The sequence below is a fragment of the Pseudomonas sp. genome (assembly GCF_050739775.1).
Lineage (GTDB): Bacteria > Pseudomonadota > Gammaproteobacteria > Pseudomonadales > Pseudomonadaceae > Aquipseudomonas.
In genome coordinates, this window is sequence record NZ_JBOICA010000004.1 from 66,359 (window position 1) to 85,504 (window position 19,146).

General features: G+C 61.7%; 14 protein-coding genes. 10 read left to right on the top strand and 4 right to left on the bottom strand.

Annotation, left to right across the window (positions count from 1 at the left end; genetic code table 11):
• Positions 1-93: 93 nt before the first annotated feature.
• From ACRESH_RS03755 to ACRESH_RS03765, 3 genes are read left to right on the top strand one after another with little or no spacing between them, the layout of a single operon-like run.
• Positions 94-783: an N-acetyltransferase gene (locus ACRESH_RS03755; protein ID WP_431740683.1), complete on the top strand. Its 690-nt coding sequence runs from the start codon at positions 94-96 to the stop codon at positions 781-783.
• Between the two features lie 3 nt (positions 784-786).
• Positions 787-1,953: a GNAT family N-acetyltransferase gene (locus ACRESH_RS03760; protein WP_431740684.1), complete on the top strand. Its 1,167-nt coding sequence runs from the start codon at positions 787-789 to the stop codon at positions 1,951-1,953.
• Positions 1,925-2,728, top strand: coding sequence for a ChbG/HpnK family deacetylase (locus ACRESH_RS03765; RefSeq protein ID WP_431740685.1), 804 nt, complete (start codon positions 1,925-1,927; stop codon positions 2,726-2,728). The genes ACRESH_RS03760 and ACRESH_RS03765 overlap by 29 nt, the downstream gene beginning before the upstream one ends.
• Before the next feature lie 142 nt (positions 2,729-2,870).
• Here the strand turns inward: ACRESH_RS03765 and ACRESH_RS03770 are convergent, their stop codons facing one another.
• Positions 2,871-5,111, bottom strand: a complete 2,241-nt coding sequence (locus tag ACRESH_RS03770) for a putative bifunctional diguanylate cyclase/phosphodiesterase (protein ID WP_431740686.1) — start codon at positions 5,109-5,111, stop codon at positions 2,871-2,873.
• Between the two features lie 139 nt (positions 5,112-5,250).
• Between ACRESH_RS03770 and ACRESH_RS03775 the strand changes: the two genes are divergently transcribed.
• The 3 genes from ACRESH_RS03775 to ACRESH_RS03785 all read left to right on the top strand — a co-directional run bounded on the left by ACRESH_RS03775 (position 5,251) and on the right by ACRESH_RS03785 (position 8,728).
• A complete protein-coding gene (locus ACRESH_RS03775) occupies positions 5,251-6,870 on the top strand; it encodes an NADP-dependent glyceraldehyde-3-phosphate dehydrogenase (RefSeq protein ID WP_431740687.1) in 1,620 nt (539 codons plus the stop codon).
• A gap of 108 nt (positions 6,871-6,978) precedes the next feature.
• Positions 6,979-7,446 (top strand): VOC family protein, encoded by a 468-nt coding sequence (locus ACRESH_RS03780; RefSeq protein WP_431740688.1) that lies wholly within the window; start codon positions 6,979-6,981, stop codon positions 7,444-7,446.
• 88 nt (positions 7,447-7,534) lie between these two features.
• Entirely contained in the window at positions 7,535-8,728 is a 1,194-nt protein-coding gene (locus ACRESH_RS03785; protein WP_431740689.1) for a hypothetical protein, read from the top strand.
• Positions 8,729-8,754: 26 nt separating this feature from the next.
• Here the strand turns inward: ACRESH_RS03785 and ACRESH_RS03790 are convergent, their stop codons facing one another.
• The 3 genes from ACRESH_RS03790 to ACRESH_RS03800 form a co-directional block, all read right to left on the bottom strand.
• Positions 8,755-10,182 carry a sigma-54-dependent transcriptional regulator gene (locus ACRESH_RS03790; protein WP_431740690.1) on the bottom strand — a complete coding sequence of 476 codons (1,428 nt, stop codon included), beginning with the start codon at positions 10,180-10,182 and terminating at the stop codon, positions 8,755-8,757.
• Complete coding sequence (locus ACRESH_RS03795; RefSeq protein WP_431740691.1) at positions 10,151-11,647, bottom strand: sensor histidine kinase; 1,497 nt, start codon at positions 11,645-11,647, stop codon at positions 10,151-10,153. The genes ACRESH_RS03790 and ACRESH_RS03795 overlap by 32 nt, the downstream gene beginning before the upstream one ends.
• Positions 11,648-11,752: 105 nt before the next feature.
• Complete coding sequence (locus tag ACRESH_RS03800) at positions 11,753-13,216, bottom strand: sensor histidine kinase (protein WP_431740692.1); 1,464 nt, start codon at positions 13,214-13,216, stop codon at positions 11,753-11,755.
• Positions 13,217-13,453: 237 nt separating this feature from the next.
• Here ACRESH_RS03800 and ACRESH_RS03805 point away from each other — a divergent pair, with 237 nt between their 5' ends.
• Genes ACRESH_RS03805 through ACRESH_RS03820 form a run of 4 tightly spaced genes read left to right on the top strand, consistent with a single transcriptional unit; the run spans position 13,454 to position 19,019 of the window.
• Positions 13,454-14,800 carry a hypothetical protein gene (locus ACRESH_RS03805; protein ID WP_431740693.1) on the top strand — a complete coding sequence of 449 codons (1,347 nt, stop codon included), beginning with the start codon at positions 13,454-13,456 and terminating at the stop codon, positions 14,798-14,800.
• A gap of 35 nt (positions 14,801-14,835) precedes the next feature.
• A complete protein-coding gene (locus tag ACRESH_RS03810; protein ID WP_431740694.1) occupies positions 14,836-17,064 on the top strand; it encodes an Ig-like domain-containing protein in 2,229 nt (742 codons plus the stop codon).
• 18 nt (positions 17,065-17,082) lie between these two features.
• Positions 17,083-17,556 carry a curlin gene (locus ACRESH_RS03815; RefSeq protein ID WP_431740695.1) on the top strand — a complete coding sequence of 158 codons (474 nt, stop codon included), beginning with the start codon at positions 17,083-17,085 and terminating at the stop codon, positions 17,554-17,556.
• A gap of 17 nt (positions 17,557-17,573) precedes the next feature.
• Positions 17,574-19,019, top strand: a complete 1,446-nt coding sequence (locus ACRESH_RS03820) for a curlin (protein WP_431740696.1) — start codon at positions 17,574-17,576, stop codon at positions 19,017-19,019.
• Positions 19,020-19,146: the final 127 nt, after the last annotated feature.

Below are 19,146 nucleotides of genomic sequence, written 5' to 3' on the forward strand. Positions count from 1 at the left end.
GCGTCCTTTTTCAACTGCCAGGGCAGACGCTGTTGGCCCTGACCTGGAGCGCTTGATAACAGCGCACCTCACCTGCCATAAACAGGAGGCACCATGAGTGCTTTGAGCAAAATCCAGGACCGCATCAAGCGCAAGGGACTGCGCAATACCCTCGCGAGCGCCTACAAGCGCTTTGTCTTCTACCGTTGGCAATTGTTGTGGATGGAGCGCGACCTGGTCTCGCCCGTGCCGCCGTACCGCCTCAGACCCTATGCGCCACTGCGCGTGGAAACCATCACGGTGGACAACGCCACAGCCTTCGCCCGGCATTTCGGTGACCGCGTCGAGACCATGCGCGAGCTGGCTGCCGAGGGCCATACCGGGCTGATGTTCCTTGACGATGACGAGGATGCGGTGGCCTTCATCTGGGGCAGCAAGCGCAACTACCACGACCGCCACTTCTATGGCTGCTGGTTCCCGGTCGGGCCCGGCGAGTTCTTTGAGTTCGGCGGCGAGATGATCCGCAAGTACTGGGGCACCGAGCTGTCGGTGGACGTGCAGTTGGAGCTGTGGAAAGCCATGGCTGCCCAGGGCTGCGACAAGGTGGTGGACGTGTGCGAGCAGCACAACATCCCGGCGCTGAAACTGCACCTGCGCATGGGATACAAGGAACAAGGACGGATCATGAACCTGTACTGCCTGTTCGGTCGCTGGAAGTTCTTCCGCGAGACCCGCTACAGCGAGTCGCGCCTTGAGCCGCTGCGCAAGCCCGAGCGGGAAACCGCCCCGGCCACGGTGTCCTGAGGCTTGGGCCTGCGCTTGAGCTGGTGCGCCTCGCTGCGCACCCACGACTTTCCCGCTGCCGACTACGAGGCGCTGCGCCAGCGCCTGGCCGCCAACACACCGTTCAACCATCTGGGCTGGTTGCGCGCCGCCGAGGCTGCCCTGCAACCGGGGCAGTTGCTCCAGGTGTTGCTCGGCCACCAGGACGGCAAGCTGTGCCTGTGCCTGCCGTTGGTACGCGAGCGCGAGGCTTTTGGCCCGCTGGGCCTGCTAGTGGTGCGCCACCTCGGCCATCCGCTGAGCGACCGTATCGCCCTGCTGATCGACCTGCCACCGAGCGCCGCCGCCAAGGTGCTGCGCACGATTCGACGTGACCTGCCCCATGCCCTGCTGCAGTTGAGCGAAGTACCCGACGACGTGGCGGGTGATGGCTGGCTGCGGCGCTGGGCCCGTCGCAGCTCAACCTTCGAGCGGCGTCTGACCTGCAGCGTGCCAGTCCATCGCATCACCGACGCCGACCGCCAGGAAGTCAGCGGCGACCCACGCTACAAACTACGCCGCGCGCGCAAGCGCATCGCCGCCTGTGGCGCACAGGTGCGGCGGGTCATGGCTACGCCCGAGAACATCGAGTCATTGCTGGATGCGGTCAGCGCCGTCGAGGCGGCCAGCTGGAAAGGCGACGACGAAGTTGGCATCTTCTCCGGCGAGCAGCGCCGCCAGTGGATGTACCAGGCCTTCACCGCCCTGGCAGCTCAAGGCCTGGTGTGCCTGGTGCTGTTGGAGCTCGACGGCCGCTGCATCAGCTACCGCCTGGGCCTGCTGGAACGTGGCCGGGTCTACGACTACAACCTGGCCTTCGAGCCTGCCTATCGCGATCTGGGCAGCGGCCGGGTGCTGCTTGAAGCACTCATCCATTGGGGCCTGGACGAGGGCTGGGAGTGGATCGATGCCTCCCGCGTCAGCCTGGAAAACTCCAGCCACCAGCTTCACGAACGCATGACCGATCACATCGAACAATGGCGCCTGAGCTGCTACAGCTGGCGCCTCGACGGCATCGTCCTGGGCCTGGCCCTGCGTTGCTGGCAGTGGCTCAAGCCACGCCTGCGCAAGCGCCAGACCGCCCTGCCAGATGCCACCGCGAACTCACCACAGGAGAGCCCGAATGCCATCCCAGGTCATAGTCAACGCTGACGATTTCGGGCTCAGTGCCCATACCAATGCAGTGATCCTGCATGCGTTCCAGGCGGGGCTGATCAGTTCGGCGACGGCGATGGCCAATATGCCGGCCTTCGCTGTCGCCTGCGTGTTGGCGCAACAACCGGCGCTCAAGGGACGGGTCGGGCTGCACTTCAATCTGACCTATGGGCGACCGTTGAGTCAGGCGATTCTTGCCGAGCCGCGTTTCTGTGCCGCCCATGGCGAATTCGACCTGAACCTCAAACGCAGCACCCTGCGCCTGAACCGGCGCGAGCGCGAAGCGGTCGAGGAGGAGTTGGCGACGCAGTGGGCGCATTGCCTGGCGCAAGGTCTTGCGCCCAGTCATCTGGACTCGCACCAGCATGTACACAATATCTGGCCCATCGGCGAGATCGTCGCCCGTTTTGCTCGCCAGCAAGGCGTGCCAGTGCGTTTGGCGCGCAATCTCGGTAACAACATCGGGCCGGTGAAGCGGGTGTTCAAGACGTTGCTCAATCAACGGCTGCGGCGCCTGAGTGGAGGCGCGACGGCGGATCATGTCTGCACCCCGGCCGACCTGAAGGCAGGGCTCGCGCCCAGGCATGGGGTGCTGGAGGTGGTGGCACACCCGAGTGCGCTGGGTGGGCATGATTTTGGCGATGCTTATCTGGAGGCCGGTGAGTCGTTGAAACTGCTGGTGGATGAGTGGCTGGAGGGGGTGCCTCGGGTGGGGTATTCGATGCGGCGCAGTGGCCATGGCCGAGGAGAAACCGGTGCAGTCAATTTGTAAAACGTAGAGCAGTTATTTACCACCTGCCCCCCTTCACCTCCTGTTTCCTGAGTACCCCTGAAACAGGAGCATCTACGATGTCCTCAATAGAGCAGGAAAATCCGCACCGCCACCTGATCGAGCGCCACGACCTGTAGAGCACTCAGACCCCGGTGAGGCAACCTCGGTCACGCTGGACCTCCAGCCAGCGTGCCAGGTCCGCCGCCGGCATCGGCCGCGCCATCAGATACCCCTGCCCCTGGTCGCAACCGGCATTGCGCAGGAAGTCATACTGGACCTGGGTCTCGATGCCTTCAGCGGTAATGCGAAAGCCCAGGGCATGGCCCAGGTCGATGATTGCCCGGGTAATCGCCACCGCGTCATCATCCATGGGCAAGTCCTTGATAAAGGCACGGTCGATCTTCAGGTGATCGATGGGCAACGACTTGAGGTAAGCCAGGGACGAGTAGCCAGTGCCGAAGTCATCCACTGCGGTGGCCACGCCCATGGCCTGCAGCTGGGCCAATACTGCACAGGCTTGTTGCTGGCTTTCCATCAGCAGGCTTTCGGTGATCTCGACTTCCAGCAAGGTCGGCGGCAGGTCGAAGCGCTTGAGACTGCGTGACAGGCTGGCGACATAGTCGCTGCGCTCGATCTGCAAGGCCGCAACGTTGATCGCCAGTGGGCCTGGCAGGCAGTCGGCAGCGCGCCAGGCAGCGATTTGCTCACAGGCGAGTTCCAGGACCTTTTCACCCAGGGGAATGATCAGCCCCGTACGCTCGGCCAGCGGGATGAACTGCGCAGGCGACACCAGGCCATGCTCAGGATCGCGCCAGCGCAGCAGCGCTTCGGCACCTTCGACGCGGCCACTGAACAGGTCGATCTTGGGTTGATACCAGAGCTCGAATTCATTGTTTTTCAGCGCCCGGCGCAGGTTGCGCTCCAGGCACAGGCGCTCCTGCAGGTGCTCGGTCATGTCCGGGTGATACAAGCGCCAGGCATTGCGCCCGCTCTCTTTGGCCGCGTACATGGCGGTGTCGGCGTGGCGCAGCAGGCGATCGCAGGTCTGGCCATGTTCGGGACACCAGGCCAGGCCGATGCTGCCAGTGACCAGGGCCGCGTTGCCCTTGAGGTCGAACGGCAACTGCAGGGTTTGCAGCAGCGCCTGAACTTGCTCAATACAGGCTTGCTCAGCGCCGATGAGCAAGAAGGCGAACTCATCCCCCCCCAGTCGGCAGAGACTGTCCTGATCATCGATGAGCTGCACAAAGCGCGCGGTGGCCTGTTGCAGCAAGAGATCGCCCATGGGATGCCCAAGGCTGTCGTTGACCTGTTTGAACCCGTCGATATCCAGTACCAGCACGGCCAGATGCTGGTCACGGTTGAGGGCCGCTTGCAGGCGTTGATTGAACAACAACCGGTTAGGCAAACCGGTGATGGCATCGTAGTGGGCCAAGCGCTCCAGTTGCGCCTGGGACTGTTTGAGTTCACGGTTACGCAGGTTGATCAGGTGGTTGCTGCGATTGAGCTGGGCGACAAACACACTGAACAGCCCGGTGCAGGTCAGGGCGAACAGGAATAAGGGCGAGGCGAACAGGCTCATGGACGGCCAGCCCCCCAACGGGCTCGCCGCCAGTTGCCAAAGCCCGCCCGGCACATCGACATTGACCGTTACCGCATGCTCCTCGAACAGTTTCGGATCGCCCCAGATCATCCCGCCCGCCGAGCCCTGGCCATCGGCGCCGCGCAGGGCCAGTTCAAAGCCCGGGTCCAGGTCCAGGCCGGCGGCGCTGAGCAAACGGTCGATGTCAGCGACGATCGAAACATTGCCCCAATACAACTTCACCCCCTTGTGGCCCTTGAGAAACACCGGCCGCCGATAGATCAGCCCGCGCCCACCCTGATACAGCTGCACGGGACCGGCCAGCACCGGGCTGTAATGGTCGCGAGCACGTTGCAGCATGGGGTACTGCTCCGGCAGATGGCGATAGTCGACGCCGATGATGCTCTGGTTGCCCTTGAGTGGATAGACATCGGCAATCACATCGCCAGGGGCTATGGAGATATGGCGGATATGCGAGACCGAGGCGATGGCCTGGCGGGCCATGTCGTGAAAGTGCTCGGAGCTGATCTCGCCGTCGGCGCTGATCAACTGGGCAATGCCTTCGGTCTCGCCAAAAGCCGAACGCAACTGCGCTTCCAGGGCGGCGCGCACCCCGGACAGGCGCGCCCCGGCATTGGTCACCAATTCGCTTTCCTGGCGCTGAACATCCAGGCGGCCAAGCGCCACCGACAAGCCGATGCCAATCAGCGCAAAGCCAAAGGGCAGCAGGCGGTTGAGGGTAGTACCCAGGGTTGCCGGCAGGACCCGTTTGTCATCAAGGGCGAGGATTCTTGTGCTCATAGGTCCGTTGTTCGCATCGGATTACCGCTTTATCGGCGCCATGAGCGCAATGTTGAGTGAGGCTGGCTTTTTTTAGCGCGCTGGCGTTATGCTCGGACTGAAACGTTTCACCCACATAAAATCAAGAGGTGCTGCGCCCATGGACCGTCTGCTCGATTCGCTGTTTCCCACTGCCAACGAGATCCCCGAGGCCTATCGCCTGGGTGAACCACTGGTGCAACGCGAGTACCTGGTGAACGGCCAGTTGCAGCACTGGGACGGGCCACTGGCCACTGTACGCAGTCCGGTATGGCTGAAGGAGGGCGATGAAGAGCGTCAGGTGATCCTTGGCAGCACGCCGCTGCTGGACGCCGACACCGCCCTCACCGCCCTCGAGGCCGCGGTTCATGCCTACGACAAGGGTCGCGGCGCCTGGCCTACCCTGCGGGTGGCCGAGCGTATCCAGCATGTCGAGACCTTCCTCGGTAAGTTGCGCGAGCAGCGTGAGGCGGTGGTCAAACTGCTGATGTGGGAGATCGGCAAGAACCTCAAAGACTCGGAAAAAGAGTTCGACCGTACCTGCGACTACATCGTCGACACCATCAATGCCCTCAAGGAACTGGACCGCCGTTCCAGCCGCTTCGAGCTGGAACAGGACACCCTTGGCCAGATCCGTCGCGCGCCGCTGGGCGTAGCACTGTGCATGGGGCCCTACAACTACCCGCTGAACGAGACCTTCACCACCCTGATCCCGGCCCTGATCATGGGCAACACCGTGGTGTTCAAACCGGCCAAGTTCGGCGTACTGCTGATTCGTCCACTGCTCGAGGCCTTCCGCGACAGCTTCCCGGCCGGGGTGATCAATGTCATCTATGGCCGTGGCCGCGAGACCGTCAGCGCGCTGATGGCCAGCGGCAAAATCGATGTATTTGCCTTTATCGGCACCAACAAGGCGGCCAGCGACCTGAAAAAACTCCACCCACGACCGCATCGCCTGCGCGCCGCCCTGGGCCTGGATGCCAAGAACCCGGGGATTGTGCTGCCCGAGGTGGACCTGGACAACGCAGTCAACGAGTCGGTCACCGGTGCCCTGTCGTTCAACGGCCAGCGCTGCACGGCGTTGAAGATCCTCTTCGTCCATGAGGATGTGGTCGGCAGTTTCCTCGACAAGTTCCAGCGCAAACTGGCCGCGCTCAAGCCGGGCATGCCCTGGGAGCCCGGCGTGGCCCTGACGCCGTTGCCCGAGGCGGGCAAGATCGACTACCTCAATGGCCTGGTGGCCGATGCCCTGGACAAGGGCGCCAACGTCATCAACCAAGGCGGCGGCCAGAGCCGTGGCTCGTTCTTCTACCCGGCGCTGCTGTATCCGGTCAGCGCAGCGATGCGCGTGTACCAGGAAGAACAGTTCGGCCCGGTGGTGCCGGTGGTGCCCTACCGCGACCTGCAAACTGTGATCGACTATGTGCTCGACTCTGACTTCGGTCAGCAGTTAAGCATCTTTGGCAGCAACCCGACCGAGGTCGGGCGCCTGGTCGACACCTTCGCCAACCAGGTCGGGCGTATCAATCTCAATGCCCAATGTCAGCGTGGCCCGGACACCTACCCGTTCAACGGCCGCAAAAACTCCGCCGAAGGGACCTTGTCGGTACACGATGCGCTGCGCGTGTTCTCGATCCGAACCCTGGTGGCGACCAAGTTCCAGGCGAGCAACAAGCAGTTGATCAGCGACATCATCCGCAACCGCGACTCGAGTTTCCTGACCACCGATTACATTTTCTGACAGCCGTCCGTCCAGCGCCGCAGGTTTTGATTTGCCGAATCGCCGAAACTGTACAAATATACAGTTTCGCGCCATCCACCCTGCGGCGCGCTAAGGAGGATCCATAAAATGGCCGTCAAACCAATCCCCGAAGGACAGCACAGCATCACCCCTTACCTGGGCATCAAGGATGCCGGCAAGGCCATCGAGTTCTACAAGGCCGCGTTCGGTGCGGTCGAGATGTTCCGCCTGGACAGCCCGGATGGTCGGGTCGGTCATGCGGAGCTTAAGATCGGCGATTCGTCGCTGATGCTCGCCGACCCTTGCGACACGGAGGGCGGCTTGGTCAGCAGCCAGTCGCTCGGTGGCGCAGCGGTTGGTCTGCATCTGTATGTCGATGATGTCGATGCCCGCTTTGCCCAGGCCATCAAGGCCGGTGCCACCCAGGTCCGGGCCGTGGAAAACCAGTTCTACGGTGACCGTAGCGGCACCTTGAAAGACCCGTTCGGCAATCTCTGGTTCGTCTCGTCCCATGTCGAGGACGTCTCAGTGGAAGAAATCCGCGCCCGCGCCGCCAAGTTGTTTGGCGGACAGTAATCCCGGTGCATCCCGGTTGGCGAGCGATGGCCGCCAGCCGGGCTTTGCATTAAGGTGGCAGGCAAAGGAAGGTTGGCCAGGATTGTCCATGAGAATCATCGAAAAAAACGCTGCGCTGGTACGCACTCTCACCCCTGCCGAAGATGAACTGTTGCGCGGTTTTGTCCAGGGCAACCTGGCAGGTCCACGCCTGCTGCAGGCCAATCAGCTGCTGCTCAAGATCCGCGCCGCCGGGCATTGGCTGGCGTGTGATTGCCAGCCGCGAGCAATGCCGATTCTCAACGTCAATCTCAATGGCAACACCGGCACTCTATTTCTCAAGAACAACCCCGGCACCGCCGAGCATGCCCCCGATTGCGCCTTCATCAAGGATGAGCGCGAAGCTGGTCACCTGGAGGATTCCGACGTCCTGCCGGCCGCCTGGTTGCCCCCCGACACGCCCTTGCGCCTGATCGGCGATTTTCGCCGCGCCGCACCTGGCAGTGGTGCTGAGCGTAACGATGTAAGCGACAAGCGCGAACAGCATCGTTTGCTGTCATTGCTACTGACGTTGATCGAAGCCGGAGGCCTGAATGTCTACGCCAGCCACCTGAAAAAGGACCTGACTGGACAATTTGCCGAACTGCGCAGCGTCGCCAGCCGTTACCCCTTGATCGAGCGGGTGCCGGCCAGCAACTACCTGGAAACCCGCCTGGACATGAAGCACATGATGATGCTCAAGGCGCGGCTGCGTGACTCCAGCGCGTTCGGCAATCATCGTCGCTACGGTCTGATGCTCGACTGCGTCAGCCAGATCAAGGCACGCAAGGTGTACAACGAGCGCAGCGAAGACGGCTTCGATTTCCAGGGTCATCACCTGCTGTGGGGCGGCAGCAAGACGCCAGGGCCGCTGTTGGCCCTGGCAATCTACTCACCGGCCAGCGCTGGCAGCCACTTCTATGAATTGATTCATGTCGCCAGCGTCCCGGTGCTGTCGCGTGGGCAACTGTTCCCGGTATACCGCGATGAAGAGCGCGAGCCCTTGAAGATGCTCGTTTCGTTGATCGACTGGATGGCCAGCAAGGGTGTCCGGGTGCTCATGCGCCGCCCGGTCATTGGTGGTCAGGGCATGGACGCGTTGGTACTCAGCTCCGACCAGGACCGGGTGCTGTCGGTATCGTTGACCGACCAGCCGCTAGGCCCGGAGCCTGAAGGCGAAACTTTCAAGCGCTATGCCGACTTCAAGAGCATGGACACCTTTCGCAAGTACGTAGCAGGATTCTTCATGCGCGGGCGTGAGTAATCGCGAGACTTGCCCCGCGATGAGGTTTACCACTGCCGCTTATCCGGCCGAGTCAGCCCCAGCTTCTCGATACGGTAACGCAACATATCGCGGCTCAAGCCCAGGAGCCGCGCTGACTTGGTAACATTCCAGTCGGTACGATCAAGCATCTTGCGCACCATCTCGCGCTCCACCTCAGGCAGGCTGGTGGAAACCGGCAACTCGCCATTGCCATGGCTTTCATGAAACGCCGGCGCCGGCACGTCAAAGGGCTCATCGACCAGGCTCATGCAGACATTGAGCTGGTGCGGGGCAATCTCCTCGCCAGGCGCGAGCAATACGGTCTGTTCGAGCATGTTGCGCAGCTCCCGAACGTTGCCCGGCCAACTGTAATTGAGCAGCAGCTCCTCGGCCTCGGGGCTGAAATAAAGGTGCGATTTACCGTAGCGTTTGCCATGCAGGGCCAAGAAGTGTCGGGCCAACAGCAGGATATCTTCGCCCCGGGCATACAACCTGGGGACCTTGATTGAAATGATGCGCAGGCGAAAGAACAAGTCTCGACGAAATTTGCCCTGTTGCACCATCTGTTCCAGATTGCAGTTGGTGGCACTGATAATGCGCAGATCGACCTTGCGCTCCTTCACCGCACCAATACGGCGAATGGTGCGGTCTTCCAGCAATTTCAGCAGTTTGGCCTGCAACAGCAGGTCCATTTCACCGATCTCGTCGAGAAACAGCGTGCCACCATCGGCCGCCTCCACCAGACCGACACGACGGTCCTTGGCATCGGTGAACGCGCCCTTCTCGTGGCCAAAGAGTTCGGCCTCCAGCAGGTTGGCCGGGATCGAGGCGCAATTGAACTCGATAAACGGCCCCTTGCTGCGCGCCCCGTCAAAATGCAGGGCGCGGGCCACCAGTTCCTTGCCGGTGCCAGTCTCCCCTTCCACCAGCACCGGCGGCAACTCACCGCTGGACATACGCCGCTCGGCATCGAGCAACTGCGTGAGCGTGTGCTTGAGCCCGAGCATGGCCGGTGACTCGCCGATCAAGGACTGACCTCCGGATTTTTGCGCTTCGCGCTCCTGGTAGAACGACAGCGTACGCTCCATGCGCTCGGTCGCCAGGGCCTTGTCGAGCATCAGTTTGAGTTCGGCCAGCACCACCGGTTTGGTCAGGTAGTGAAAAGCGCCCTCCTTCATCGCCAGCACGGCATCTTCAACATTGCCGTAGCCGGTCATCATGATCACCTTGAGCTCCGGCGCACGCGCGGCCAAAGCCTTGATCAGCTCATGACCGTTCATCCCCGGCAGCGAGTTGTCGGTCAATACTGCGTCGGGTTGACACTGCTGCAGTTGCTCCAGCGCCTGCTCGGCGCTATGACAGACGGTGACCTCGAAGCCTTTACGCTCCAGATAGGTCTGGATATTTTCAGCGAGGATTTCGTCATCCTCCACCACCAGGATGCTGTGCTCCATGATCCCCTCCCGCTGCAACATTGAAATTCAGGCACACGCGGGTTCCTTCCTCTTCGCGGCTGGTCAGGCTGACCGCGCCGCCGAAACGCTCCATTATTCGTTTGACCAACACCAACCCGACACCCAGGCCGCCCTGTTTGGTGGTGAAAAAAGGGTTGAAGACCATGCGCTCCTGTTGCTGGCTCATGCCCTTGCCGGTATCACTCAAGGTTAGCTGGACCTTGCCTTCACCGGTCAACTCAAGCACCTCCAGAGTCAGCCGGCCGCCGCCTGGCATCGCCTCGAGCGCATTGGAAAACAGGCTGTTGAGGATCTGCGTGAGCAACACCGGCTGACTCACCACCAACACCGTCGGCGGTGCACTGACCTGCAGTTGCACTTTGTTGCGCTCGGTCTGCTGGGCGAAGGCGCTGCAGGTATCTTCAATCGCCGCGATCAGGTCAACGGCTTCGGCATCGTCCTTCAACGGCCGCAACGACACCAGCAACTCACGCACCCAACGCGACATACGGTCGACCTGATCGATGATGTCGCCGATATTTTTTTGCGAACGCTCACTGGCGATTTCCTGAGCCAATTCGGCGCTGGAGCGAATGGTGGCCAGTGGATTGCGCAAACTGTGGGCCACCGCCGAGGACATTTCTCCCAGCGCGACAAAGGTTTCGCTGGCCATCAGCTTGGTCTGTTGCGTGTGCAAGAGGCTCGCAGCACGGCGCACGATCCAGAACAGGCCGAAGTAGACCAGCGCGCCACCGAGCAGGGTCGAGGTCCAGATCAGCACATAGCCGCGCTGGATGCGCCTTACCAGGTCCTGGGGTTCCTTGTACACCTCCACCATCGACAGCACCTGAGTGCCACTGTCGTCGAACATGGGAATGTAGTTCTCGATGAACAGGTACTGCGGCTCACGCTGGAGCTTCTGTTCTTCGCGGTCCTCATCGGCCTTGTGATAACTGGCCGACACTGCTACTCGCGAGTTGAACGACTCGTCGAGGTCGTCATCGCCGACAATCTTCTGGCCAATCAACTGGGGATTGGTAGACCAGACAATGGTTCGGTCCAGGGCATAGACATTGATCAGCAGGGTGTCGGGCAGGTGTTCGACATGGTCGAGAAACTCGATACGCGTGGACGCCGCCAGGTCAGCACTGATCCCCGGATGCTGCTTGTCCATGCGCGGATCCAGCAATTGCGCCATGGTGGTGCCCGGCGGAATCCGCGAATGGCGCACCTCGGCCTTGGCCATGGCCTGGATGAACTGGGCGGTGAGCATGGCATCGCGCTCGACGCTGTCATTGACCACAAAACGCGTCGAGACATAGCCCAGGCCCACTGCCACCGAGGCAATGATCAACAGGCTGACCACGGAGAACCAGCGCAGCAAGTTGAATTCGCGCATGGCTCCGTCGGTTGTCGCCCGGGAGTCGCGATCCTCATTGGCAAGATTCTGGTCCAGCTCCTGCATCGAGTCTTCCTTGCGGGCTGTTTTTATCAGAATTTATAGCGCAGGCAGATTCCGGCGTTTGACATCAATACTAATAGCCTCGCACGCAGTGATAGTATTTTGCCTCTACTGGGCCTGACGGCTAATGCGAAAACTCAGTTGTACGCAGGTGCCCTTGCCTTCACGGCTGCTGAGCCGCACCGTCCCGCTGAAACGCTCCATAATCCGTTTGACCAGCACCAAGCCCACGCCCAGGCCACTTTGTTTGGTAGTGAAAAAAGGTTTGAAGGCCATGCGCATTTGTTCATCGGTCATGCCTCTGCCACTGTCACTCAAGCGCAGTGTCAGGGTCTTGCGATTGTGCTGAATCTGTTCAATGCGCAGCGTACCGCCTTCGCTCATCGCCTCCAGGGCGTTGCCGATCAGGCTGTTGAAGACTTGTCCGAGCAGCCCCGGCTGGCTGAGCACCCAGGCGTTGGACAGTGAATCCACCTGAACCTGTATGCCCTGGCGCCTCAGTTGCAGGGTGAAGGCCTGCAAGCTGTCGTGTAGCACCCGCTCCAGTTCCACCGGTTCGGCCGCGTCATTGAGTGGCCGCAACGACTGCAGCAACTGACGCACCCAGTGCGACATGCGATCGACCTGGTTGATGATATCGCCGATGTTCTTCTTCGCCGGGCCTTCTTCTATCTCCTGGGCCAGTTCGGCACTGGAACGGATGCTGGCCAGGGGGTTACGCAGGCTGTGGGCCACGGCCGATGACATTTCACCCAGGGCCACGAACGTTTCATTGTTGATCAGGCGCTTGTGCTGCACAGACAGCTGCCGGGCGGCGCGGTACATCAGCCAGTACAAGCCGCCGTAGACCAGCGCCGCCCCCACGGCGACCGCCAGCCAGATCAGCAGCAGGCCGCGTTCAATGCGCAGGATAAGATCACGGGGTTCCTTGTAGATTTCGACCATGGCCGTGACATTAACGCCATCGGCGTCGAACAACGGTATGTAGTTTTCGATAAACAATTGCTCGGGCGGGGTGATGAACTTCTGTTCGCTTCGGGCCTGATCGACATCATGGTAGCTGGCCGAAACCCGCACCTTGTCATCGAAGGCACGGTCGAGGTCTTCATCGGCCTCAATCATCCTGCCCACCAGCGCCGGGTTGCTCGACCAGATCACCGTGCGATCCGGGGCATAGATGTTGACCAGGAGCATGTCCGGCAGGTTGGCGACATGGTCGAGAAACTCACCCCGGGCATTGCGTCGCGCCTCGGGGTTGACCTCAGGGAAGCTCTGATCCAGTCGTGGATCGAGCAGTTCACCCATGGTGCGAACATTGGGAATGGACACGTGACGTACTTCAGCCAAAGCGATTGACTGAATGAATTGCGCGGTAAGCAGCGCATCACGTTCGACGCTTTCGTTGATCACGAAACGGGTAGAGATCAGGCCAAGCCCAACGGCCACCGAGAGGATGATCGCCAAGCTGACGAAGGCATACCAACGCAACAGGTTGAACGGCCGTTTGACTGGCGCTTCACTGCGCACGGTTTCTTGCAAGGAGGGTGAATCCAGGCGTGATTGCAGGCCCATCGCGAACTCCAGGCAAATGACTTCTTAGGTTATAGCCCAGTTACCTTCGATTGCCCCGTTTGCTTGCCCCAATTGCCCCCAACCCTGGGGCATCGGCCCCGCCAAGTCTGCTCTCGGCCAATGCGAAAATCCTCTGCAAACCAGGCCCCACAAGCCTTTCTCCATATTGGTATGGAAGTTGCCAAACCTTGTGCAGACGACCCAAGCCCATGGGCCCGATTGCAAGAGGGAAGACTCATGCCCCGTCCAACGCCCCACCCCCTGGCTTTATTGGTCCTGGCCAGCCTGATTCAGGCACCGGCCCAGGCTGCACTGTTTGAAGTAGATTCCGGCCCTTACCTGCCGGCCACTGGCGGATTCGCCGCCTGGTACCAGGACACTCACGGCCGGGTGCTCGACCTGTGCTTATCCAAGGCTGTCAGCTCGCGGGTGGCCGGGGCTCCCGGTGCGCCCTCGTACATGTGTGTGCTGAATCCGGCGCCTGGAGTGTTCGATGACACCCAGCCAATCAGCTTTCCCACCAACTACCCCGACGAAACCTTCTGGTTTGCCGCCAATGCGGCGATTGTCGACGTGGCCCGCGGCATCGATTTGAGCTACGTCACCGCCGTCGAGGCGGCCTTCGCCGCCGAAGAAGTGGTCGATGGCGATCAGGTCAGCTTCGCCCGGGTTCGTATCCGTGTCGATGTACCCACCGCAGGCACCTACATCGTCACCCACCCCTACGGTGTCGAAGTGTTCGATGTGCCGGAGGCCGGTACGCGGGCGATCAACATGACCCGCGACATCGGTATTGGTGGAAAGAAAACCTACACGGGTGCGCTCAAAGGTGATGTTGGCCCGTTCCTGCGCGGCGTCGGTGGCCCCTATACCGAGACCAACCCGCAGAGCGGCGCCAGCGAACGCTACATCGGCGATCCAAACCTCAATGAAGCGGTAACCGGCAGCCCGTTCAACACCAACTTCGTGCGCATCGAAGGGCCCAACGGCCTGGACCTGCAGACCACGCTGTTCTCGGTCTCCGGCAAACTCTCCGACGTTGTACGGCCAACCCCGGTGATTGCCCAGCGCAGCACCTACTCGCGCCGCAGCGATAACGGCGACCTGCGTGCCCAGCAGGATGTCTTTGTGCAGGCACCGCCACCACCGGGCACTGCCACCCTGGTCAGCCAGACCCCGAACCTGAGCCTCACCGAAGCCAACTCCACCGGTGCCTGGTACAGCCAGTCGGCGCTCAACCCGGCACTGCCATTGAACCTGCAAGTGACCGCCGACAACCAGTTGGCGATCCCCAGCAGCACCCCGACCACCCTTACCCTGCCGCTGACCGACCTGATCGTCATCCAGCGTGCCGAGTTCAGCCTGGCGTCCGGACAACTGACCCTGGTCGCCTCGACCAGCGACGAAACCAGCCCTCCGGTACTCAGCGCCCACACCGCAAATGGCGCCGCCATCGGCACCCTGAGCGGTAATGGCGCAGTCAAGACGCTCACCACCGGGCTCTCGCCGATCCCGCCGGCCAAGATCACGGTGACCAGCGCCAATGGCGGTAGCGACAGCGAAGAAGTGGTGCTCGTGCCATGAACATCATCACGCCACGTCCCGTAGCAGGAGGCAGCATGAATAACTGGCCACGCCTGGCGCTTTGCGCAGCCGGGCTTTCCCTCTCGCTGGCCGGCACTGCCTGGGCCGGCCTCAAAGCGGTCGATCCGGGCCCCTACACCCTGGCCACCGGGCGTTACCCGATGTGGTACCAGGACCACAACGACCTGTCCTTGGAGCTGTGCCAATCAAGAGCGGCAAGCTCGCGGGTACCAGCGTCGGTGCCACCGGCCTATATGTGCACCCTGCTGCCCGAGCCTGGCGTCTACGACGATGCCCTGCCCCTGGTGTTCCCGGATAACTGGCCACCGGAGATGTTCTGGTACCTGGCTGAAACCGCGATTCCGGCCGCGGGCAACAGCGGCTATGAACTGGACAGTTATGTCGCCGCCATCGAAGCGGCGTTCGCCAGCGAGAACCCGATCGATGGCGACCAACTGAGCTTTGCCCGTATCCGCATCCGCGTCTCGGTGCCACAGGCCGGCACCTACGTGATCACCCACCCCTACGGCGAAGAGACCGTCAACGTCACTACCCCCGGACGGCGAGCGATCAACATCACCCGTGATGTCGGCATCGGTGCACCCGGCAATTTCAGTGGTGCACTCAATGGCGCACTCGGCCCGTACCTGCGCGGCGTCGGTGGTCCCTACACCGAGATCAACCCGGACACGGGCGCCAGCGAAACCTATATCGGTGACCCGAATCTCACTGAGCAGGTCACCGGTAGCCCGTTCAACACCAACTTCGTGCGTATCCAAGGCCCGGCCGGGACCATCCAGACCAACCTCTTCACCGTTTCCGGCAAAGTCCTCGACCCCCGTGAGCAGACACCTGCGGAACTGGAGCGTGCCAGCTATCGGCGTACAGCCGACGGTACCCGGATAGAGGTGTTCGCCAATGCACCGAACAACGCCACCCTGTGCTTCCGTGAAACGCTGGCTCTGGTCCCCGGCACTCCGCCTTCGCCTTGCCAGTTCAACCTGCTGGCCGACAATAACGGACTGTTCTTTGCCAATCACCTGAGCACTGGCGCGCCGCCACCTGTGATCGTGGTCACGGCCACCGACCCGAGCGGTGCTACCCGCCCCACCGCGCTGTCGCGCAAGCTCAGCGATGTGGTCAAGATCACCACCGCGCGCTACGACTGGGCCACCAAACGCCTGCGGATCGAAGCCAGCTCCAGTGACGAGGTGCAGGTGCCCGACCTGGTCGCCCAGGGCTATGGCCGCCTGTCCAAGTCCGGCCCCCTGCAAAGCCTGACAGTCAATGATCTGGTACAGCCTCCGGCCAGTGTCACGATCAAGTCTGCCGCAGGTGGCGGTGACACCGAAGCGGTGGTGGTGGTCGGCAATGCGCCGGTCGAAACCGCTAATCAGGCGCCGGTGGCTCAAGCGGACGTCGGTAGCACCCCCTTCAACCAACCGTTGAGCGTCAACCTGCTGGCCAACGACAGCGACCCAGATGGCGATGTGCCGCTGGCGATCACCGACCTTACCCAGCCGGCCACAGGTCAAGGCAGCGTTACTCTGACCAGCAGTACCGCGGTGCTCTACACACCACCGCCGGTGATCAGCGCACCACTGACCGCGACCTTCACCTACCGGGCCCAGGACAGCAAAGGGCTGAAGTCGGCGGTCACCACGGTGACGATCAACGTGGCCCCGAACCAGGCGCCAACGGCTGTCAACGACACCGCCACAACCCAAGGTGTCGCCCTGCCGATCAACGTCCTGACCAACGATACCGACCCGGACGGCAACCTGCCCCTGACGATCGCCAGCGTGACTCAACCCGCCCTCGGACGCGGCACGGTCAGCTCCAATGGCAGTCAAGTCACCTACACCCCACCGGCCGTGATCCTTACGCCTTTCACCACCACCTTTACCTACATCGCCCGGGACAGCGCAGGCGCCCTGTCGGCACCGGCCACGGTCACTGTGCAGGTCTCGCCACGGCCGCCGGCAGAGAACTTCACCGTCACCGCCGCGACCGTCACGGCACGCGCCGGCAACCGCTTTACCTGGGACATCTCCGGCACCTCGTCAGCGATCCTGCTCAACGCCGTTACCGTGCAGGTCACTACCCCGACCGGTTTGGTCACCCTGGGCACTACCCCTGTACCGCTGACCGGACGCTGGCGGCTGACAGTCACCAGTACCACGGTGATCCCGAGCGCAGCACCAACGGCGACCGTCACCACCAGCCAGGGCACCGTCCGTACCGTGCCGGTTACCGTGCAGTAGAACGCAGGAGACATGACCATGGCGCGCCTGACCACCTTGCTGCTTTGCCTGACCCTGAGCGCTCAGGCCGCCGTGGCCAACGACTTGATGGATAACGCCGACCTTGGTCCCGGTGGGGATCTGGACGAGCCGCTGTCGATGCAACCACTGCCAGTCAGCGCCGGGCAGCAGGCGCAGGTCGAGCAGAACGGGCAAGCCAACCGCGCCGCCATCGGCCAGGACGGTCAGGCCCTGCTGGGCCGCATCGTTCAGTCCGGTGGAGCGCAAGAGGCGTACATCCTGCAACAAGGTAACGACCTGATGGCCACCATCCACCAACAAGGCTATGGCAATAGCGCCGCGATCGCTCAGAGCGGCAGCAACAACCGCGCGAACATCGAGCAATACGGCAACAGCAACAGCGCCAGCATCGTCCAGGCCGGCACCGGGCTGCAAAGCTCGGTGATCCAGGCCGGCAACGGTCAGCGCATACAGGTCAACCAATACCGTTAAACCCTGGAGGCACCACCATGTTCAAGCTCGCTCCCTTAAGCGCCGCCATTGTTCTGTGCCTTGCTGGCCAGGCGATGGCTGACGAAAGCCAGTCGACTCAAAACCAGTCCGGTACCGAGAACATCGCTGAGGTCAAACAGACGACCGCCGCGTTAAGCATCACCACCCAGGACCAGGTCGGCCTGGGCAACAACCACGCCGCCAAGCAGGAAGGTGGCAACAGCTACATTCAGCAAAGCACGGACGGTGACTACAACGCCGGCTACGCCGAGCAACTGTTCGAGTATGGCAGCCAGATCAACCAGCAATCGGCCGGTTCCCTGAACAACACCCATGCCAGCCAGTCCCTGGGTACCGAAAACCAGGCCGAGCAAACCCAGGAAGGCAGCGGCAACTTCTCGTTCGTCTACCAGGACAGCCAGACTGGCAGCACGGGCACCACTATGCAGTACGGTAACGATAACCGCGCCTTTGTCGAGCAACTGAACAACACCGCCGCCAACAACACCCTGAGCATCCAGGACGGTACCGACAACTACAGCGCCGCCGAACACATCAACCATAACGACGGCCAGATCGGTATCTATCAGACCGGTAACAGTAACTGGGCCTATGGCGACCAGCGCGAAGGCCAGGCGGGCACCCTCACCATTACCCAGAACGGTACCGGCAACTCCACCGAAGTCTGGCAGGACACCCAGGCTGACAGCCACGCCTCGGTAACCCAATTTGGCCTGAGCAACGAAGGCGTCATCGACCAGAGTTTTGGTGTAAACAACAACGCCAACCTCTTCCAGAGCGGCAACCTCAATGCCATCTATGCCGACCAGTACGAGTCGATGGGGTCGCTATCGACGCTGGTGCAGACCGGCGACAGCAACGTCAGCTTCACCTATCAGACCGGCGACAGCCATGTCCTGGAGGTCTCCTCCAACGGCACTGGCAACAAGGTTCTGGCCAGCAACTGGAAAGGCGAGAAAGCCGGTGGCCAGTTCGGCACCAGCCAGACTGCAGCGATCAACCAGAGCGGTACCGGCAACAGCGCCAACCTGACCCAGAAGGACGTTGCGCAACTGGCTCGGTTGAATCAAAGCGGTACCGGCAACACCGCCGAACTGACCCAGGTCGACAGCAACAACGAGTTGTACTTCGAACAGAACGGCACTGACAACCTGCTGATCGCAGATCAACGCGGCACCAACAACTACGCCACAGGTTCCAGTACAGGCGAGAGCAACAGCATCAAGCTGGACCAGTCCGGCAGTGGCAACCAGAGCTCCACCTGGCAGCTGTATGGCGACAACAACAGCGCCAACATCAAGCAGACCGACGGCATCAACGTCTCCTACGTGACCCAGGGTGGTTCCTACAACCAGGCAATAGTCGACCAGAGCGGCGCGAGCATGATCTCAACCATCGAGCAGTATGGTTCCGGCAACCAGGCCACTGTACTGCAGCAGTAGAAGTGGGCTTGCCCCGCGATAAACCGAGCAGATTTCCCGCTTGACCGCAGTCACCGATGGGGGTGACTGCGGTCCCTTTTTCTGTCTCCTACCACCTGCCGACCCACTCCACCCCGCCAGAACCACC

Bases quoted from the DNA above. Each gene is read 5' to 3' on its own strand.
- ACRESH_RS03820 (WP_431740696.1), top strand. From the start codon at position 17,574: ATGTTCAAGCTCGCTCCCTTAAGCGCCGCCATTGTTCTGTGCCTTGCT.
- ACRESH_RS03780 (WP_431740688.1), top strand. From the start codon at position 6,979: ATGGCCGTCAAACCAATCCCCGAAGGACAGCACAGCATCACCCCTTAC.
- ACRESH_RS03810 (WP_431740694.1), top strand. From the start codon at position 14,836: ATGAATAACTGGCCACGCCTGGCGCTTTGCGCAGCCGGGCTTTCCCTC.
- ACRESH_RS03775 (WP_431740687.1), top strand. From the start codon at position 5,251: ATGGACCGTCTGCTCGATTCGCTGTTTCCCACTGCCAACGAGATCCCC.
- ACRESH_RS03770 (WP_431740686.1), bottom strand. From the start codon at position 5,111: ATGAGCACAAGAATCCTCGCCCTTGATGACAAACGGGTCCTGCCGGCA.
- ACRESH_RS03755 (WP_431740683.1), top strand. From the start codon at position 94: ATGAGTGCTTTGAGCAAAATCCAGGACCGCATCAAGCGCAAGGGACTG.
- ACRESH_RS03795 (WP_431740691.1), bottom strand. From the start codon at position 11,647: ATGCAGGAGCTGGACCAGAATCTTGCCAATGAGGATCGCGACTCCCGG.
- ACRESH_RS03805 (WP_431740693.1), top strand. From the start codon at position 13,454: ATGCCCCGTCCAACGCCCCACCCCCTGGCTTTATTGGTCCTGGCCAGC.
- ACRESH_RS03765 (WP_431740685.1), top strand. From the start codon at position 1,925: ATGCCATCCCAGGTCATAGTCAACGCTGACGATTTCGGGCTCAGTGCC.
- ACRESH_RS03800 (WP_431740692.1), bottom strand. From the start codon at position 13,216: ATGGGCCTGCAATCACGCCTGGATTCACCCTCCTTGCAAGAAACCGTG.
- ACRESH_RS03815 (WP_431740695.1), top strand. From the start codon at position 17,083: ATGGCGCGCCTGACCACCTTGCTGCTTTGCCTGACCCTGAGCGCTCAG.
- ACRESH_RS03785 (WP_431740689.1), top strand. From the start codon at position 7,535: ATGAGAATCATCGAAAAAAACGCTGCGCTGGTACGCACTCTCACCCCT.
- ACRESH_RS03790 (WP_431740690.1), bottom strand. From the start codon at position 10,182: ATGGAGCACAGCATCCTGGTGGTGGAGGATGACGAAATCCTCGCTGAA.